The 14,078-nt window shown below is 72.9% G+C and carries 15 protein-coding genes; 8 read left to right on the top strand and 7 right to left on the bottom strand.

Going from position 1 to position 14,078, the window contains the following annotated elements; genetic code table 11:
• Nucleotides 1–3: 3 nt before the first annotated feature.
• From HD597_RS06595 to HD597_RS06585, 3 genes are read left to right on the top strand one after another with little or no spacing between them, the layout of a single operon-like run.
• On the top strand, nt 4–744 hold the full coding sequence (locus HD597_RS06595) for a pyrimidine reductase family protein (protein WP_253740832.1): 741 nt from the start codon (nt 4–6) through the stop codon (nt 742–744).
• Nucleotides 741–1,892 (top strand): ATP-dependent DNA ligase, encoded by a 1,152-nt coding sequence (locus HD597_RS06590; RefSeq protein ID WP_253740831.1) that lies wholly within the window; start codon nt 741–743, stop codon nt 1,890–1,892. The genes HD597_RS06595 and HD597_RS06590 overlap by 4 nt, the downstream gene beginning before the upstream one ends.
• 26 nt (nt 1,893–1,918) lie before the next feature.
• On the top strand, nt 1,919–2,260 hold the full coding sequence (locus tag HD597_RS06585) for a hypothetical protein (protein ID WP_253740830.1): 342 nt from the start codon (nt 1,919–1,921) through the stop codon (nt 2,258–2,260).
• On the opposite strand, the gene pgeF is transcribed toward HD597_RS06585, so the two are convergent.
• Nucleotides 2,257–2,964 (bottom strand): peptidoglycan editing factor PgeF, encoded by a 708-nt coding sequence (gene pgeF, locus HD597_RS06580; protein WP_253740829.1) that lies wholly within the window; start codon nt 2,962–2,964, stop codon nt 2,257–2,259. The genes HD597_RS06585 and pgeF overlap by 4 nt on opposite strands.
• Nucleotides 2,965–3,158: 194 nt before the next feature.
• Here pgeF and HD597_RS06575 point away from each other — a divergent pair, with 194 nt between their 5' ends.
• Nucleotides 3,159–4,094, top strand: coding sequence for a U32 family peptidase (locus tag HD597_RS06575; RefSeq protein ID WP_253740828.1), 936 nt, complete (start codon nt 3,159–3,161; stop codon nt 4,092–4,094).
• Between the two features lie 122 nt (nt 4,095–4,216).
• Nucleotides 4,217–4,846: a cysteine hydrolase family protein gene (locus tag HD597_RS06570; RefSeq protein ID WP_253740827.1), complete on the top strand. Its 630-nt coding sequence runs from the start codon at nt 4,217–4,219 to the stop codon at nt 4,844–4,846.
• Between the two features lie 14 nt (nt 4,847–4,860).
• Here HD597_RS06570 and HD597_RS06565 read toward each other — a convergent pair whose 3' ends face one another.
• The gene (locus HD597_RS06565) at nt 4,861–5,934 is read right to left on the bottom strand and encodes a class I SAM-dependent methyltransferase (RefSeq protein WP_253740826.1); all 1,074 of its coding nucleotides are present in this window, start codon (nt 5,932–5,934) and stop codon (nt 4,861–4,863) included.
• Nucleotides 5,935–6,050: 116 nt separating this feature from the next.
• On the opposite strand from HD597_RS06565, the gene HD597_RS06560 reads away from it, so the two are divergent.
• Both HD597_RS06560 and HD597_RS06555 read left to right on the top strand, forming a co-directional pair.
• Nucleotides 6,051–7,484, top strand: coding sequence for an aldehyde dehydrogenase family protein (locus HD597_RS06560; protein ID WP_253740825.1), 1,434 nt, complete (start codon nt 6,051–6,053; stop codon nt 7,482–7,484).
• A 19-nt stretch (nt 7,485–7,503) separates the two neighbouring features.
• A complete protein-coding gene (locus HD597_RS06555) occupies nt 7,504–8,379 on the top strand; it encodes a tetratricopeptide repeat protein (protein WP_253740824.1) in 876 nt (291 codons plus the stop codon).
• On the opposite strand, the gene HD597_RS06550 is transcribed toward HD597_RS06555, so the two are convergent.
• The 3 genes from HD597_RS06550 to HD597_RS06540 all read right to left on the bottom strand — a co-directional run bounded on the left by HD597_RS06550 (nt 8,345) and on the right by HD597_RS06540 (nt 10,230).
• Nucleotides 8,345–9,325: an alpha/beta fold hydrolase gene (locus HD597_RS06550; RefSeq protein ID WP_253740823.1), complete on the bottom strand. Its 981-nt coding sequence runs from the start codon at nt 9,323–9,325 to the stop codon at nt 8,345–8,347. The two genes, HD597_RS06555 and HD597_RS06550, sit on opposite strands and share 35 nt — an antisense overlap.
• Before the next feature lie 154 nt (nt 9,326–9,479).
• On the bottom strand, nt 9,480–9,881 hold the full coding sequence (locus tag HD597_RS06545) for an RNHCP domain-containing protein (protein ID WP_253740822.1): 402 nt from the start codon (nt 9,879–9,881) through the stop codon (nt 9,480–9,482).
• A 1-nt stretch (nt 9,882) separates the two neighbouring features.
• Nucleotides 9,883–10,230, bottom strand: coding sequence for an RNHCP domain-containing protein (locus HD597_RS06540; RefSeq protein WP_253740821.1), 348 nt, complete (start codon nt 10,228–10,230; stop codon nt 9,883–9,885).
• 286 nt (nt 10,231–10,516) lie between these two features.
• Here HD597_RS06540 and HD597_RS06535 point away from each other — a divergent pair, with 286 nt between their 5' ends.
• On the top strand, nt 10,517–12,682 hold the full coding sequence (locus HD597_RS06535) for an acyl-CoA dehydrogenase family protein (protein WP_253740820.1): 2,166 nt from the start codon (nt 10,517–10,519) through the stop codon (nt 12,680–12,682).
• On the opposite strand, the gene HD597_RS06530 is transcribed toward HD597_RS06535, so the two are convergent.
• The gene (locus HD597_RS06530) at nt 12,683–13,384 is read right to left on the bottom strand and encodes a class F sortase (protein ID WP_253740819.1); all 702 of its coding nucleotides are present in this window, start codon (nt 13,382–13,384) and stop codon (nt 12,683–12,685) included. It lies immediately after the preceding gene.
• Nucleotides 13,374–13,922 carry a hypothetical protein gene (locus HD597_RS06525; protein ID WP_253740818.1) on the bottom strand — a complete coding sequence of 183 codons (549 nt, stop codon included), beginning with the start codon at nt 13,920–13,922 and terminating at the stop codon, nt 13,374–13,376. Before HD597_RS06525 ends, HD597_RS06530 begins: the two co-directional genes overlap by 11 nt.
• Between the last annotated feature and the right edge of the window lie 156 nt (nt 13,923–14,078).

Genomic DNA, 14,078 nt, shown 5'->3' with positions numbered 1-14,078 from the left:
GGGGTGCGGCGCATCTATCCCGACATACAGGACAACCCGGATATCGTGCAGGCCTACGCCTACCCCGGCGACCGGCCATGGCTGCGGCTCAACATGGTCGCCAGCGCCGACGGCGCCGCCTGGCTGAAGGGGCGCTCTGGCCCGCTGTCGAGCAAGGGCGACAAGCGCATCTTCCAGACCCTGCGCGGGCTGGCCGACGTGGTCGTCGCGGGCGCCGCGACCGTGCGCAAGGAGGGGTACGGCCCCGTCCCGCCGCGCGACGCCTGGGCGGAGATCAGGCAGGGGCGGCCCGAGGTGCCGCCCATCGCCGTGATCACCCGCAGCCTCGCGCTCGACCTCGACGGCGACCTGTTCTGCGACGCCCCCAGCAGGACGATCGTGATCACCTGCGAGGCCGCGCCGCACGAACGGCGCAAGGAGGCGGCCAAGCTCGCCGACCTGATCGTGGCCGGCGAGGAGAGCGTCGACATGCGGCAGGCCGTGGCCGAGCTGCACCGGCGCGGCCTGACCAGGGTGCTGTGCGAGGGCGGCCCCCGGATCAACGCCCAGCTCTCGGCCTGCGACCTGGTCGACGAGCTGTGCCTGTCGATCAGCCCGCTGCTGGTCGGCGGCGGTGCGGCGCGCATTCAGAACGGCGAGCCCGCGCAGGTCGCGCTGGATCTCAGCCAGGTGCTGGAGGAGGATGGCGTCCTCTTCTGCAAGTACACGAGGGCCACTCACGGGGACGAGGGAGAGCAGCCATGACCGACGAGCCGACCGCACCGGAGGTGCCCGAGGAGCCGGAGCCGGTGCCCGACCTGGTGGTGCGGCCGCCGGTGGCGCCGATGCTGGCCAAGCCGGTCAAGGCCATGCCGAAGCAGGACGGCACCCTGCTCTACGAGCCGAAGTGGGACGGGTTCCGCTGCATCATCTTCCGCGACGGCGACGAGGTCTACCTGGGCAGCCGCAACGAGCGGCCGTTCACCCGCTACTTCCCCGAGCTGGTCGACGCGGTCAGGGCCGAGCTGCCCGACAAGGTGGTGATCGACGGCGAGATCGTGCTGCCGGTGGGCACGCAGCTCGACTTCGACGCCCTGCAGCAGCGCATCCATCCGGCCAAGTCGCGCGTGACGATGTTGTCGGAGCGCACGCCGGCCCAGTTCATCGCCTTCGACCTGCTGGCGCTGGGCGAGGAGTCGCTGATGGAGACGCCGTTCTCGCAGCGGCGGGCGCGGCTGGAGGGGTTGTTCGGCGAGAAGGCCGGCTCCGTGCGGCTGACGCCCGTCACGACCGACTACGAGCAGGCCCTCGAATGGTTCGAGACGTTCGAGGGGGCCGGGCTCGACGGCATCATCGTCAAGCCGGGCGACCAGCCGTACATCCCTGACAAGCGCACGATGTTCAAGGTCAAGCACGAGCGCACCGCCGACGTGGTGATCTGCGGCTACCGCGAGCACAAGACCGGGCCGATCGTGGGCTCGCTGCTGCTCGGCCTGTGGGGCGACGACGGCCGGCTGCACCACGTGGGCGTGGCGGCCTCCTTCCCCATGAAGCGCAGGGCCGAGCTGGTCGAGGAGATCAGGCCGTACCTCGCGGAGCTGAGCGAGCACCCCTGGGGCCACTGGGCGGAGCAGGCGCAGGCCAACATCGGCCAGCCGGCCGCCGGGCCCGCGACGGGCGGGCAGCGGGTGCCGGGCGCGGTGTCGCGGTGGAACGCCAAGAAGGACCTGTCGTTCATCCCGCTGCGGCCGGAGCTGGTGATCGAGGTGGCCTACGACCAGATGGAGGGCGACCGGTTCCGGCACACGGCGCAGTTCCGGCGGTGGCGGCCCGACCGTACGCCCGAATCATGCACCTATGAGCAGTTGGAGCGTCCGGTTAGTTACAACCTTGACGACATCCTTGCCCGCTAGCACCGGATCCCGTTATATCTCGACATATGAATACAGGGGATGAGTTACGGGCCGCCGTGTCCGCGCGGCGGGATCTGGGGCCCGAGTACGAGAACGAGGTCGTCGAGTCGTTCCTCGACAAGATGGGGCAGGAGATCGACCGGCGGGTCGACGAGCGGCTGGCCACGACCGCGCCCAAGGCCAGGCCGGTCAACCAGACCGTGGCCGACGGGCAGCGGCTCGCCCTGGCCATCGTCTCGCTGGTGCTGGGCACGGGAGCCACGCTCGCCTTCGTCCTCACGGGCAACGACGCGTCCTACGTCATCCCGGTCTGGATCGGCGTCATCATCGTGAACGCGATCTTCAACAGCAACCGGGCGAAGGGCTAGACCAGCCAGATCAGCCCGGCGAACCGGCCGCCGGGCTGCTCCCTGCGATGGGAGTAGAGCTCCTGCGCCTCGATCGTGCAGCGCGCGTCGTGGCGCACGTCGGCCAGCCCCGCGGCCCGGAGCTGGGCCTCGATGCCGGCCCGCAGGTCGAGCGCGGGCGTCTGCCACGACGTCGTGGACCACGTCGCCGGCACCTTGGACGCCACCCGCTCGCGCAGGTCGGCGGGCACCTCGTAGCAGCGGCCGCACGCGCCGGGCCCGATCAGCGCGAGCATCCTGCCCGGCTCGGCGCCCTTGGCCGCCATGGCCTCCACCAGCGCCGTGGCGATGCCCGCCTCGGTGCCGGGGCGGCCGGAGTGCGCCGCGCCGACCATGCGGGCCACCGGATCGGCCACCAGCACCGCCGGGCAGTCGGCTCCGAGCGAGGCCAGCGCCAGGCCCGGCTCGGTGGTGAACACGCCGTCGAGCGGCGGCGGGTCGTCGCCGAACGGCTCGCTCACGTACGCGACGTCGGCGCTGTGCACCTGCCGCATGAACACCACGGCCCGCACGCCCAGCTCGTCCCGGACGCCGTCGCGGTTGGCGCGCACGCTGGCCGGGTCGTCGCCGACGAGGCCGCCGAGGTTGCGCGAGCCGTAGGGCGGGGCGCTGACGCCTCCGTGGCGGTCGGTGACGGCGACGTGGACACCGGGGGCGAGCTCCATGCCCCCGATCTTAGATCCCCTGCCGGTCAGGAGGGCCGGGACGTCCTCCGGGACCGGGCCGCGCACACGTGCCCAGGGGCGGGTGATATCGAGGGAAGGCAAACGGGCAGAGCTGGAGCTGTGGGGCGAGGACGACACCGGCCGTCGCACCACGCCCGGGCGCGCCGAAGTGATCCATGACGAGGAGACCCCTGATGACCAGCCTTGCCGGCCTCCATGCCCTGATGTCCCGGCTCGGGCACCCGGTTGCGCAGTCCGCCGCGCCCTCCGGGGCCGGGTTCGCGGACGGGGCGCCGTACCGTTTCGAGATCCCCAGTGTCGAGGGGCCCGAGGTGCTGGAGGCGGTGGTCGCGGAGGCCGACCGGCTCGGCGTGCCCGTCGCCAGGACCTCGCAGGGCAGCGGCGTGATGATGCTGACCGACGAGGAGATCACGCGGATGGCCCGGATCGGGGCCGAGCGGGGCATCGAGGTGAACCTGTTCCTCGGGCCGCGCGCCGCCTGGGACACCGGCGGCCAGGCCAAGCTCACGCAGGCCGTCGGCGCCGCCGCGCGCGGCAACGCGATGGTGGCGGCGTGCCTGGCGGACGCGCTGCGGGCCTGCTCGCTGGGCATCCGCAGCCTGCTCGTCGGCGATCTCGGAACCCTGGACGTGCTGCGCGCGCTCAAGGCGGACGGGACGCTGCCCGCGAACCTCGTCCTGAAGACGTCGGTGCTGATGCCGCTCACCAACGGCCCGACCGCGGCCCTGTACGAGCGGCTCGGCGCGACCACCGTCAACGTGGGCACCGACCTCACCGTGCCACACCTGGCCGAGATCCGGGCGGCCACCGGGCTGCCGATCGACCTCTATCTGGAGGTGCCGGATGATCAGGGCGGGTTCGTCCGCTTCTACGAGGCGGTGGAGATCGTCCGGGCAGCCGCTCCCGTCTACCTGAAGATGGGGCTGCGCAACGCGCCCAACATCTACCCCGCGGGCGGGCATCTCGGAGCGGTGCCCAGGGAGCTGGGACGCGAGCGGGTGCGGCGGGCGGCGCTGGTGCAGCGGCTGATCGAGGAGCTCGACCCGGCGCTCGCCAAGCCGTCGCAGACCTCCGACCTGGGCGTGCCCGAGGTCCAGCCGCGCGGGTGATCGGATCGTCATGTGAGCCGAAGGGTTCGGCGAAGGGCCGTGCGCCGGGCCCCGGCCGCCTCACGAGCTCCGCGATGCTGGACGGGCCTCGCGGAACCCGCTCGTGGATCGGAGTGGACGCCTTGTCCCAGACCTATGACCCTCGCCGGACGGCCGTCCTGCTGGTGGACCCCTACAACGACTTCCTGTCGGAAGGCGGCAGGATCTGGCCGCGGGTGGAGGCCGTGGCCACGCAGGTCGGGCTGCTCGACCACCTCCGGTCCGTGATCGCGTCGGCCCGCGAGGCCGGCGTCCACGTGATGTTCGTCCCGCACCGGCGCTGGGAGCCGGGCGACTACGGGACGTGGGACCACCCCAACCCCACCCAGCGCGGCATCATGGAGCGGCACAGCTTCGCCCGCGGGACCTGGGGCGGGGAGTTCCACCCCGACTTCCGGCCGCGGCCGGGCGACGTCGTGGCCCGGGAGCACTGGGCGCAGAGCGGCTTCGCCAACACCGACCTCGACATGCAGCTCAAGCAGCACGGCGTCACGCACGTCGTGCTCGTCGGCCTGCTCGCCAACACCTGCATCGAGTCCACCGGCCGCTTCGCCATGGAGCTCGGCTACCACGTCACGCTGGTGCGCGACGCGACCGCGGCGTTCCTGCCCGAGATGATGCACGCCGCGCACGAGTTGAACGGCCCCACCTTCGCCCACGCCATCACCACCACCGCCGAGCTCACCTCGGCGTTCGGCGCGGCGCGCGCCTGAGCGGCCGCCGGAGGTCAGGCGTGCAGGCGGTGGACCGTGAGAGGGCCGCCGCCCCAGCGCCCGATCGCCTCCTCGTCGGCGAAGGCGAGCACGCGCATCATGTTCCCGCCGTCGCTCAGCTCCACGTTGCGGCGCAGCCGATTGACCAGGTCGGCGGGCAGCCTGGTGGTGCCGGCCTCGATGGTGTCGCCGTAGTGCGGGGCGAAGGCCACCCCGGCGAAGCCGCACCGGCCGAGCAGCGTGCGCACGGTCTCGGAGGAGTAGAACATCAGGTGGTTCTTGGTGAAGCCGCTCCAGGCCGGCCCGTACGCCTTGAGCAGCAGCGAGCGCGCGTTCACCGTCAGGATGAGCAGCACGCCGCCGGGCGCGAGCAGGCTGCGGAAGCGCCGGAAGTCCTCCAGCGGCCTGGGCAGGTGGGCGAGCACCGACCACAGGGTGATCACGTCGAAGCCGCCGGCCGCGATCTCGGGCACGTCCTCGGGGGCCCCGAAGAAGGTGCGGGCCCGGCTGAGCCGCTGGTTGGCCTGCTCGACCGACTCCGGCGACAGGTCCACCCCGTAGGCGTCGAACCCGCGCTGCTCGGCCAGCTCCAGGAACAGCCCGACCCCGGAGCCGAAGTCGAGCAGCCGCCGCTCCTTGCCCTCGTCGAACACCGGGGCGAACGCCCTCATGGTGAGGTCGTAGCGGCGCTGCCGGTTGGCGGCGTACTTGCCGGTCAGGAAGGTGCTGTAGCCGGTGGCGTACAGGTCGCCGAGCCGCTCGGGCAGCACGTTGGGATTGCGGTAGAGGAAGCCGCAGGACGGGCAGCGGACGACGTGGTAACGCCAGCCCTTCCCGCCGGTCGGGGTGAAGAGGGGCTGCTGGCGGGACTCCCCGCACATCATGCAGCTCAGGAACTCCTCGATCTCGCCCAGGGGCCGCAGCTGCTGGTACTCGGCCAGCGACATGACCTTCGCCTGCCTGAGCAGCAGGCGCCACTGCGCCTCCCGGATGAGCCGCTCCCCTGGACGGACATAGACCCTCTGGCCCCAAGGGACCCGGTCGTAACGTGAGCCGTACGCCAGCCGGCCGAGCAATTTGTGCGCCATAGTCACCACCCTTGTGCGTTTGTGCCCATGGGTTTCCCGGCTATGCGCGCGAATCCGGGCGCTTTACATGATCTTTGGACTGGCCGGGCGAGTTGAGCAAGCATATGCTTGGTTTCATGCCTGAGTTCCGCAACCTCATCGGCGGCGAGCTGCTCCCCGCCACCCGCACGATGGACACGGTCAACCCGGCCACGGGCGAGGCGTGGGCCACGATCCCGGCCGGCGGCGCCGCGGAGGCCGAGGCGGCCGTCGAGGCGGCCGGGCGCGCCTTCCCCGCCTGGTCGGCGCTGCCCGCCCTGGCCAGGGCGCACTACCTGCGCAAGGTCTCGGAGGTGTTCGGCCGGCACGCCGAGGAACTGGCCCGGCTGGAGACGCGCGACAACGGCCGCATCCTGCGCGACACCCTCAAACGGGACCTGCCGGGCATGGCGCACCTGTGGCAGCTCGCCGCCGGTCAGTGCCTCGACGCGGTCAAGGGCGACACCGTGCTGCTCGGGCCGGACGCGCTGGGGCTGACGCGGCGCGAGCCGTACGGGGTGGCGGTCTGCATCATCCCGTGGAACTCCCCCATCTCGACCTTCTCCGCCAAGGCCGCGTACGCGCTGGCGGCCGGCAACACGGTGATCGTCAAGCCGGCCGAGCAGGCGAGCGCGTCCGTGCTGCGGCTGGGCGAGTTGCTGGCGGAGGTGCTCCCGCCCGGGGTGCTGAACATCGTCAGCGGCCTGGGTGAGGAGGTCGGCGACGCCCTCGTACGGCACCCCGGCGTCGCCAAGATCAGCCTCACCGGCTCGACCGCCACCGGCCAGGCCATCACGCGGGCCTCGGCGGACGCGCTCAAGCCGATGACGTTCGAGCTGGGCGGCAAGTCGCCCAACATCGTCTTCCCGGACGCCGACCTGGACGCCGCCACCCAGGGCGTCACCGTGAACTCCGTCTACACGGGCAACGCCGGGCAGGTGTGCGTGGCCGGCTCGCGCATCCTCATCCACCGCTCGATCTGGGACGAGATGCTCGGGCGCATCGAGCGGGCCTGCGCCGGGCTGGTCCTCGGGGACCCGCTCGACCTGGCGACGACGATGGGGCCGATCGTGTCGGCCGGCCAGTACGAGCGGGTCACGTCGTACCTGGAGCTGGCCGAGAAGGAGGGCGCGCGGCTCGTCTTCGGCGCGCGGACCGGCGCGGACGTGGTGCCCGCCCTGCCCGGGGGCTACTGGGTGGCGCCCACGCTGTACGCGACCGAGGACAACGCGCTGCGCGTGTGCCAGGAGGAGATCTTCGGGCCGGTCGCGGTGGCCATCCCGTTCTCGGCGGAGGAGGAGGCGGTGGCGATCGCGAACGACTCGCCCTACGGGCTGGCCGCCGGGGTGTGGACGCGCGACCTGGGGCGGGCGCACCGGCTCGTCCGGGATCTGCGCAGCGGTACGGTGTGGGTGAACACCTTCAGGCAGATGCCGCCGGGGCTGCCGTTCGGCGGGGTCAAGGACAGCGGGTACGGCCACGATTCGGTCCTGGAGTACACCCGCGAAAAGGCCGCCATTATCCAGATCTAGTTGGATAGATTTACCCCTCATGAGCGAGGGGATCAAGGACCATTCCGGGCTGTCCGAGGCGGCCGCCCAATCCCGGGCCTCGGTGCTGCGCAGCCGGGCCGAGTCGTACATCGCACTCTCGCGGCACGACGCCGCGATCGCGGACCTGACGGAGGCGATCGCGCTGGCGCCGGACAACGCCCGCGCCTGGCGGCTGCGCGGGGAGAGCCACCGGGTGATCGAGCGGCACGAGGCCGCGCTGGAGGACTTCGGCGAGGCGCTGCGGCTGGAGCCCGACAGCGCCTACGCCCTGGGCTCGCGCGGCCAGACCTACGCCGCGATGGGCCGCCTGGACGAGGCCATGGACGACTTCGAGCACGCGCTCACCCTCGCGCCCGACTCGTTGTGGATCCTGGAGGCGAAGGCGGACGCCCTGGTGGACCTGGACCGGCTGGACGAGGCGCTGGGCGAGCACTCCAAGATCATTTCTTTGAACGAGGGGCTCGCGTACTCGTGGGTGGCCCGGGGCGACCTGTACCAGCGGATGCAGCTCTACACCGAGGCCGTAGACGACTACTCCAAGGCGCTGGAGGCGGACCCCGACTACGTGCGCGCGCTGAGCCGGCGGGGGGAGGCGTTGCGGATGATGGACCGCTACGAGGAGGCGCTGACGGACCTGAACCGGGCGCTGGAGCTCGAACCCGGGAACGACCGGGCGCTCGGGAGCCGGGGGGCGGTGCTGAGCGAGCTGGGGGACAACGAGGCGGCGTTGAAGGACCTGGACGCGGCGATCGAGCTGGATCCGGAGTACGTGTGGGCGTTCCGGGCGCGCGGGGAGATCCTGCAGGAGCTGGATCGGCACGAGGAGGCCATCGCCGACTTCACCCGGGCCCTGCACCTGGACTTCGGCGACTGAACCCTCGGCCGCGACCGGGCGGCGGCCAACCCATGCGGCGGCGGCCTTCGGCCGCCAGCCACTCCACGGCCGCCGTGCCGGACGAGGGCAGCACCGAGATGTGACCGTCACCGGGCGACAGGCGGAGCTCGGCCGTGGGGCAGAGGCGGGCCAGCCGGCCGGCATGGCCGACGGGCACCACGCGATCCCTGTCACCGTGGACGAGCAGGATCGGGGCCGTCACGGCGGCAACGTCGCAGCCCCACGGGCTCACGTAGGCCAGGTCGTCGGCGATGAGCCCGCCGGGCCCCGCCGCCACGGCGGGGCCGACCACGCTGTCGAACCAGGACCACTTCCCCTCGAACGCCGCATGGTCTTCGGGGGTGAACATCTCCGGGTCGTACCCGGCCGCGGCCTCGTGACGTTCCTTGGCCGCCCGCCCCTGGGCGGCGGCGCGCAGGGAGGCCTCGCAGGAAGGCGCCATGCCCGCGAACCAGTCGAAGTCGTCCGCCGCGCGCGCCGCCCGACCGGCCTGACCGCGCGCCGCCTCCCCCGTCACGTCCTGCGGCACGGGCGCCGCCGCGCAGGGCGCCAGGCCGGACACGCCGGCCACGGCCAGCACGCGCTCACCCAGCAGGGCCGCGCAGGCCAGGGCGTGGGAGGCGCCGCCGGAATGGCCCATGACGGCGAAGCGGCCGAGGCCGAGGGCGCCGGCGACGTGGCTCGCGTAACCGGCCGCCGACGCCAGGGTGCGGCCCGGCTCGGGGGTGGAGCCGCCGTAGCCCGGGCGGTCGTAGGAGATCCAGCGCAGGCCGAGCCGGTCGTCGAAGAGAGGCTCGGGCGGCGCGCCGAGGTTGGGGGTGCCGTGGTGCCACAGGACCGGCAGGCGGTCGGTGGCCCCCGGAGCCGTGTCGTAGACGTGCAGGATCCGGCCGTCACCGATCGTGAGTTCGAATTCCTTCGTCACGGGACCAGCCTAGCCCCCGCCGGGACCGCGCACGACGGAAAAGCGAGCACCGGCGGGCGGGAGCGAGGGCCCCGGCGTCCCGCCGCCGGGGCCGCGTGCGGCGGACCCGCCGTCCCGCCGCCGGAACCGCGTACGGCGGCCCCGGCGGGCGGTGTCACAGGGCCAGCAGGGTGCTGACCGGGAGGCGGGAGTCCGACAGGGGGCGGATGGCGATGCGGAGCAGCGCCAGCGCGTTGTCGTCGCCCGCGATGCGGTTGGCGCTGAGCCCGCCGCACGACTGGCAGCAGTGGATGATCAGCCACTCCCCGTCGCGCCGGACGGTGACGCTCAGCGCCGCCATCCGGCCCCGGCAGCCCGCCCGCCGATCCCCCGGGACACGGTGGTCGACGTGCAGGCTGGTCAGGCAGTGCGGGCAGTGGTTGCGGTGCGCGGTGCCCGGCGCGATCATCGGCACGTCCATGCGGCACCCGACGCAGCGGAACGCGTCGCCGGGCTCGCCGTGATGGGCCTTCTTGCGCCGTTGCGGCCGTTCCCGGCCCGGGTTCCTCCTGGGCATGTCACAGATCACCGAACGCCTCGAGCGGGAACGGCGGCTGCGCCAGCGGCCGTACGGCCATGCGCATGAGGATGAGCTGGTTGTCGTCCCCGCAGATGGGGTTGGACGTGAGCGCACCGCACCGGGTGCAGCGATGGATGATCATCCACTCGCCGGTGCGCAGGACGGCGATCGAGATGGGGATCATTCGTGACCTGCACTCGTCGGGCAGATGCAGCGAATGCAGGCAGCTCGGACAGTGGTTGCGGCGAACACCGTCCGGCGCGTGCGCGGTGACCGTGAGGCCGCAGCGTACGCACTGGAAGGTCTCGGTGCTCGCGATGGAACGGGATTTGCCGTTGGCAGACAACCTGGGTACTCCTTGCCGGAATGGTGGATCTCAGGACAGCAAGGAAGCCCTGGCGTGCCTCGCGGGCATGCTCTTGATGCGGCGGGTGGTCGTTAGGGGCAGGATCCGCCGATGACACAGCGAGGCGCGCAGGGCGCGGTGCCAGGCATAAATCCCCCTCCTTGACGGGCGCGACAGGCCCGGATCTCTCCACCGAACGGACGCAAGCGAGCGTAACGGGACACGCTGGCCGATCGCCAACCATTTTCCGGTGGCCATCGACCGAACGAAGTTCTAGGGTCGGCCCATGGGCATCGGGTTGACCGAGGAGCACGTGGCGCTGGCGGCCTCCGTCCACGGGGTGGCCGGGCGGGGCGCCGATCACGCGGCACTGGCGGCGCAGGGGCTGCTGGGGCTGCATCTGCCGGAGGAGTGCGGCGGGCAGGGGTTCGGGCTGCTGGAGCTCTGCGTGGCGGTCGAGGCGCTGGGCGAGCGGCGGATCCGCGGGGCGTACCTGCCGACCGTGCTGGCCTCGGCGGTGCTCGGCGCGTACGGCGCGGAGCTGCCCGCGGGCACCAGGCTGGAGCTGCTGCGCGGGCTCGCCGGCGGCTCGCTGACCGCCGCCGTGGCGCTGCTGCCCGGCTGCGCGATCGGGTCGGCGCAGGCCGAGCTGTTCGTCGTGCCGGCCGGTGACGGCGGGTGGGCGGTGCTCGATCGGGGCGACGTCACCGCCGGCCCCCTGGAGGGGGTCGATCCGGACCGGCCGCTCTGCGCTGTCACCGCCCGCGCCGTCCCCGCCGGCCGGGTGCTCGGCGGGGCGCCCGTACGCGAGCTCGCCGCCGTGCTGCTCGGCGCGGACGCGTGCGGGGTCGCGGCCTGGGCCGTGGCGACGGCGGCCGGGCACGCCAAGGTACGCGAGCAGTTCGGGCGGCCGATCGGGCAGTTCCAGGGGGTCAAGCACCGGGTGGCGGGCGCTCTGGTGGCCTTGGAGCAGGCGCGGGCCGCCGTTTGGGACGCCGCCAGAGCCCTGGACGAGACACGCGGCCCGGCTTCCGGCACGGAGCCGGCCGCTGGAGCGGCCCCGGGGACGGCTGCGGAGCCCGGGGCGGTCACGAAGCCGGAGGCCTTGTCGGAGCCGGGGGCGGTTACGGAGCCGGGGGCGGCGGGTGAGGGGCTTGGCGAGGAGGTGCGGCTGGCCGTGAGCGTGGCGGCCGTGCTCGCGCCGGACGCCGCCGTCCGCTGCACGGCCGACGCGATCCAGGTGCTCGGCGGCATCGGCTACACCTTCGAGCACGACGCCCACCGCTACTACCGCCGCGCCCTGTCCGGCCGCATGCTGGCCGGCGACCCGGGCCCGTGGGCCGAGGAGGCGGCGCGGATGGCGGTGGCGGGGGTCCGGCGGCGGATGGAGCCTGACCTGCCGGCGGAGGCCGCCCCTGTCAGGGACGCCATCAGGGCGCAGGCCGAGTCGCTGCGAGCCGGGGAGCAGGCGGCCAGGCGGGCCCGGCTCGCGCGGGAGGGCTGGATCATGCCGCATCTCCCCCGCCCCTGGGGCCGGTCCGCCACTCCGCTGGAGCAGGTGATCATCCATCAGGAGTTCCGCGACCTCGGCCGCCCCAACCTGGGCATCGCGGCGTGGGCGGTCCCGTCCATCGTCCGTTACGGCACCCGCGAGCAGCAGGAACGTTTCCTGCCCGGAACGTTCGCCGGCGAGATCGTCTGGTGCCAGCTCTTCAGCGAGCCCGGCGCGGGGTCGGACCTGGCCGGGCTGACGACCAAGGCCGCACGGGTGGAGGGAGGCTGGTCGCTGACCGGCCAGAAGATCTGGACGTCCCTGGCGCAGTACGCCCACTGGGGCATCTGCCTGGCCCGCACCTCCCCGGACAGGCCCAAGCACGACGGCATCTCCTACTTCCTGGTGGACATGTCGTCCCCGGGCGTCACCGTCAGGCCGCTCAAGGAGATCAACGGGGACGAGATCTTCAACGAGGTGTTCCTCGACGACGTGTTCGTGCCGGACGACCTGGTCGTCGGCGCGGTGAACGAGGGCTGGCGGGTGGCCCGCGACACGCTCTCCCACGAGCGGGTCGCGCTCGGCGACTCCTGGGGCCCCGGGTCGCGGCACACCGACATGGCCCGGCACATCGCCCGGCTGCCCCCGCTCAGGCAGGCGCAACGCGAGCAGGCGGGCCGCCTGTGGGCCGAGGGCCAGGCCATCTCGGCGCTCGGGCTGCGGGTGACGCTGTCGCAGCTCGCCGGCGCCGACCCGGGCGCGGCCCCGAGCGTGCGCAAGCTGCTCGGCATGCGGCACGCGCAGGCGATCTCGGAGTTCTGCTGGTCGCTGGACCCGTCGGACCGGTACTGGAGCCGCATGATCCTCGGCACCCGGGCGTTCACGATCGGCGGTGGCACGACGGAGGTGCAGCTCAACATCATCGCCGAGCGCGCGCTCGGCCTCCCCCGGGATCCGTGATCAGCGCCCGGGACGGTACGGGGCCGCGAGGTGGGCGTACACGATCGTGTTGTCCTCGTAGCTGTGCGCCTGCCGGTCGAACGCGCCGCCGCAGGTCACCAGCCGCAGCCCCGGGTAGCGGAGCTCGCCGTATACCTTCTCGGCGGGGAAGCGCCGCTTCGGGGTGTGCTCGACCTTTTCGACGACGAAGACGGCCACCGAGCGGTCGGCCCGCAGCACCTGCACCTGGGCGCCGCGCTTGACGTCCTTGAGCCGGGCGAAGACGGCGGGGCCCGTCCGCGTGTCCAGGTGGCCGGTGATCACGGCGGCGCCGCGCTGGCCGGGGACGGGGCCGTAGCGGTACCAGCCGGCCAGGTTCGGCGGGTCGAACGGCGGGTTCTGGATGGCGCCCCTCGCGTCCAGTCCCAGCTCCATCAGCGGGGCGGCCACGCCGATGGAGGGGATGTAGACGGCGGTGGGGCGGGCCGCGCGCATGGGCCCGGCCACCTTGGACGGCGAGATGCCGGCCAGCTCCTTGAGCGGCGCGGCGGTGGCGCCGGGCTGCCGGGCGGCCGGGGCGGGGGCCGTGTCGCCGCCTCCACCGAGCGCGCCGCCGACGCCGAGCACGATCAGCAGCACGCCCGCCATCGACACGGCCGCCGCCCCGCCCAGCACGAGCCGGTTTCCCGGCGTTCGCGGGGGCGGGGGCAGGTCAGACGACATCCCTGCGGCGCCGTACCGCGAAGCCGGTCAGGCCCGCGCCGGTGAGCAGCGCCACCCCGCCCACCGCGAACGGCCACAACGGCCCGCCGGCCGCGAGCCCGCCGCCTCCCGTCTCCGGATGGCCCTCGGGCACCCGGTGCTCGTCCTCTCCCGCCGGCCGCCACGGAGGCTCGGCCCCGGCAGGCCAGGAATCGGTGGGCACGGGGGCGTTCGACCAGGACTCGTTGGGCTTGGGAGCGTCCGGCCCGGACTCGTGGGGCTCGGGGGCGTTCGACCACGAGTCGTGGGGCTGGGGCGCCTCGGAGTGCCCGGGAGCGCTCGACCACGAATCGCCGGGTTCGGCGTCACCCGACCAGGATTCGTCCGCGGGCTCGTCGCAGAGCAGCGGCAGGTGCACCATGCAGGTGGACTCCGCGCCGGGGACCTGGGGATCGGTGCCGGCCCAGGCGGGGCCGGCGAGGCCGGCCGCCAGGCTCGTCCCGGCCACCACGAAGGCGGTCGCCGCTCCAGCCGCCGCGAGACGTCGCGCTCTTGCCATGAGAAGGCTCCAGACTCCGGTTGTCGCCCCCCGATGCATAAGTGAGCCTTGCGAACTATTAGACCGGCAGTCAAGTAATGTGACCGAAGTGAAACCGTCCAGACACGGAGGGTTTGGCTCTGGCGCGGCGTGGCAGGAGATACCCCACAAAGGGGG

The organism is Nonomuraea thailandensis (assembly GCF_024172165.1).
GTDB lineage: Bacteria > Actinomycetota > Actinomycetes > Streptosporangiales > Streptosporangiaceae > Nonomuraea > Nonomuraea thailandensis.
This window is presented reverse-complemented; position numbering and strand designations above follow the sequence as displayed.

What these genes read in the sequence shown, in the direction of transcription:
- HD597_RS06535 (WP_253740820.1), top strand. Translation starts at nt 10,517, where the DNA reads ATGGGCATCGGGTTGACCGAGGAGCACGTGGCGCTGGCGGCCTCCGTC.
- HD597_RS06560 (WP_253740825.1), top strand. Translation starts at nt 6,051, where the DNA reads ATGCCTGAGTTCCGCAACCTCATCGGCGGCGAGCTGCTCCCCGCCACC.
- HD597_RS06575 (WP_253740828.1), top strand. Translation starts at nt 3,159, where the DNA reads ATGACCAGCCTTGCCGGCCTCCATGCCCTGATGTCCCGGCTCGGGCAC.
- HD597_RS06565 (WP_253740826.1), bottom strand. Translation starts at nt 5,934, where the DNA reads ATGGCGCACAAATTGCTCGGCCGGCTGGCGTACGGCTCACGTTACGAC.
- HD597_RS06590 (WP_253740831.1), top strand. Translation starts at nt 741, where the DNA reads ATGACCGACGAGCCGACCGCACCGGAGGTGCCCGAGGAGCCGGAGCCG.
- pgeF (WP_253740829.1), bottom strand. Translation starts at nt 2,964, where the DNA reads ATGGAGCTCGCCCCCGGTGTCCACGTCGCCGTCACCGACCGCCACGGA.
- HD597_RS06585 (WP_253740830.1), top strand. Translation starts at nt 1,919, where the DNA reads ATGAATACAGGGGATGAGTTACGGGCCGCCGTGTCCGCGCGGCGGGAT.
- HD597_RS06545 (WP_253740822.1), bottom strand. Translation starts at nt 9,881, where the DNA reads ATGCCCAGGAGGAACCCGGGCCGGGAACGGCCGCAACGGCGCAAGAAG.
- HD597_RS06555 (WP_253740824.1), top strand. Translation starts at nt 7,504, where the DNA reads ATGAGCGAGGGGATCAAGGACCATTCCGGGCTGTCCGAGGCGGCCGCC.
- HD597_RS06525 (WP_253740818.1), bottom strand. Translation starts at nt 13,922, where the DNA reads ATGGCAAGAGCGCGACGTCTCGCGGCGGCTGGAGCGGCGACCGCCTTC.
- HD597_RS06530 (WP_253740819.1), bottom strand. Translation starts at nt 13,384, where the DNA reads ATGTCGTCTGACCTGCCCCCGCCCCCGCGAACGCCGGGAAACCGGCTC.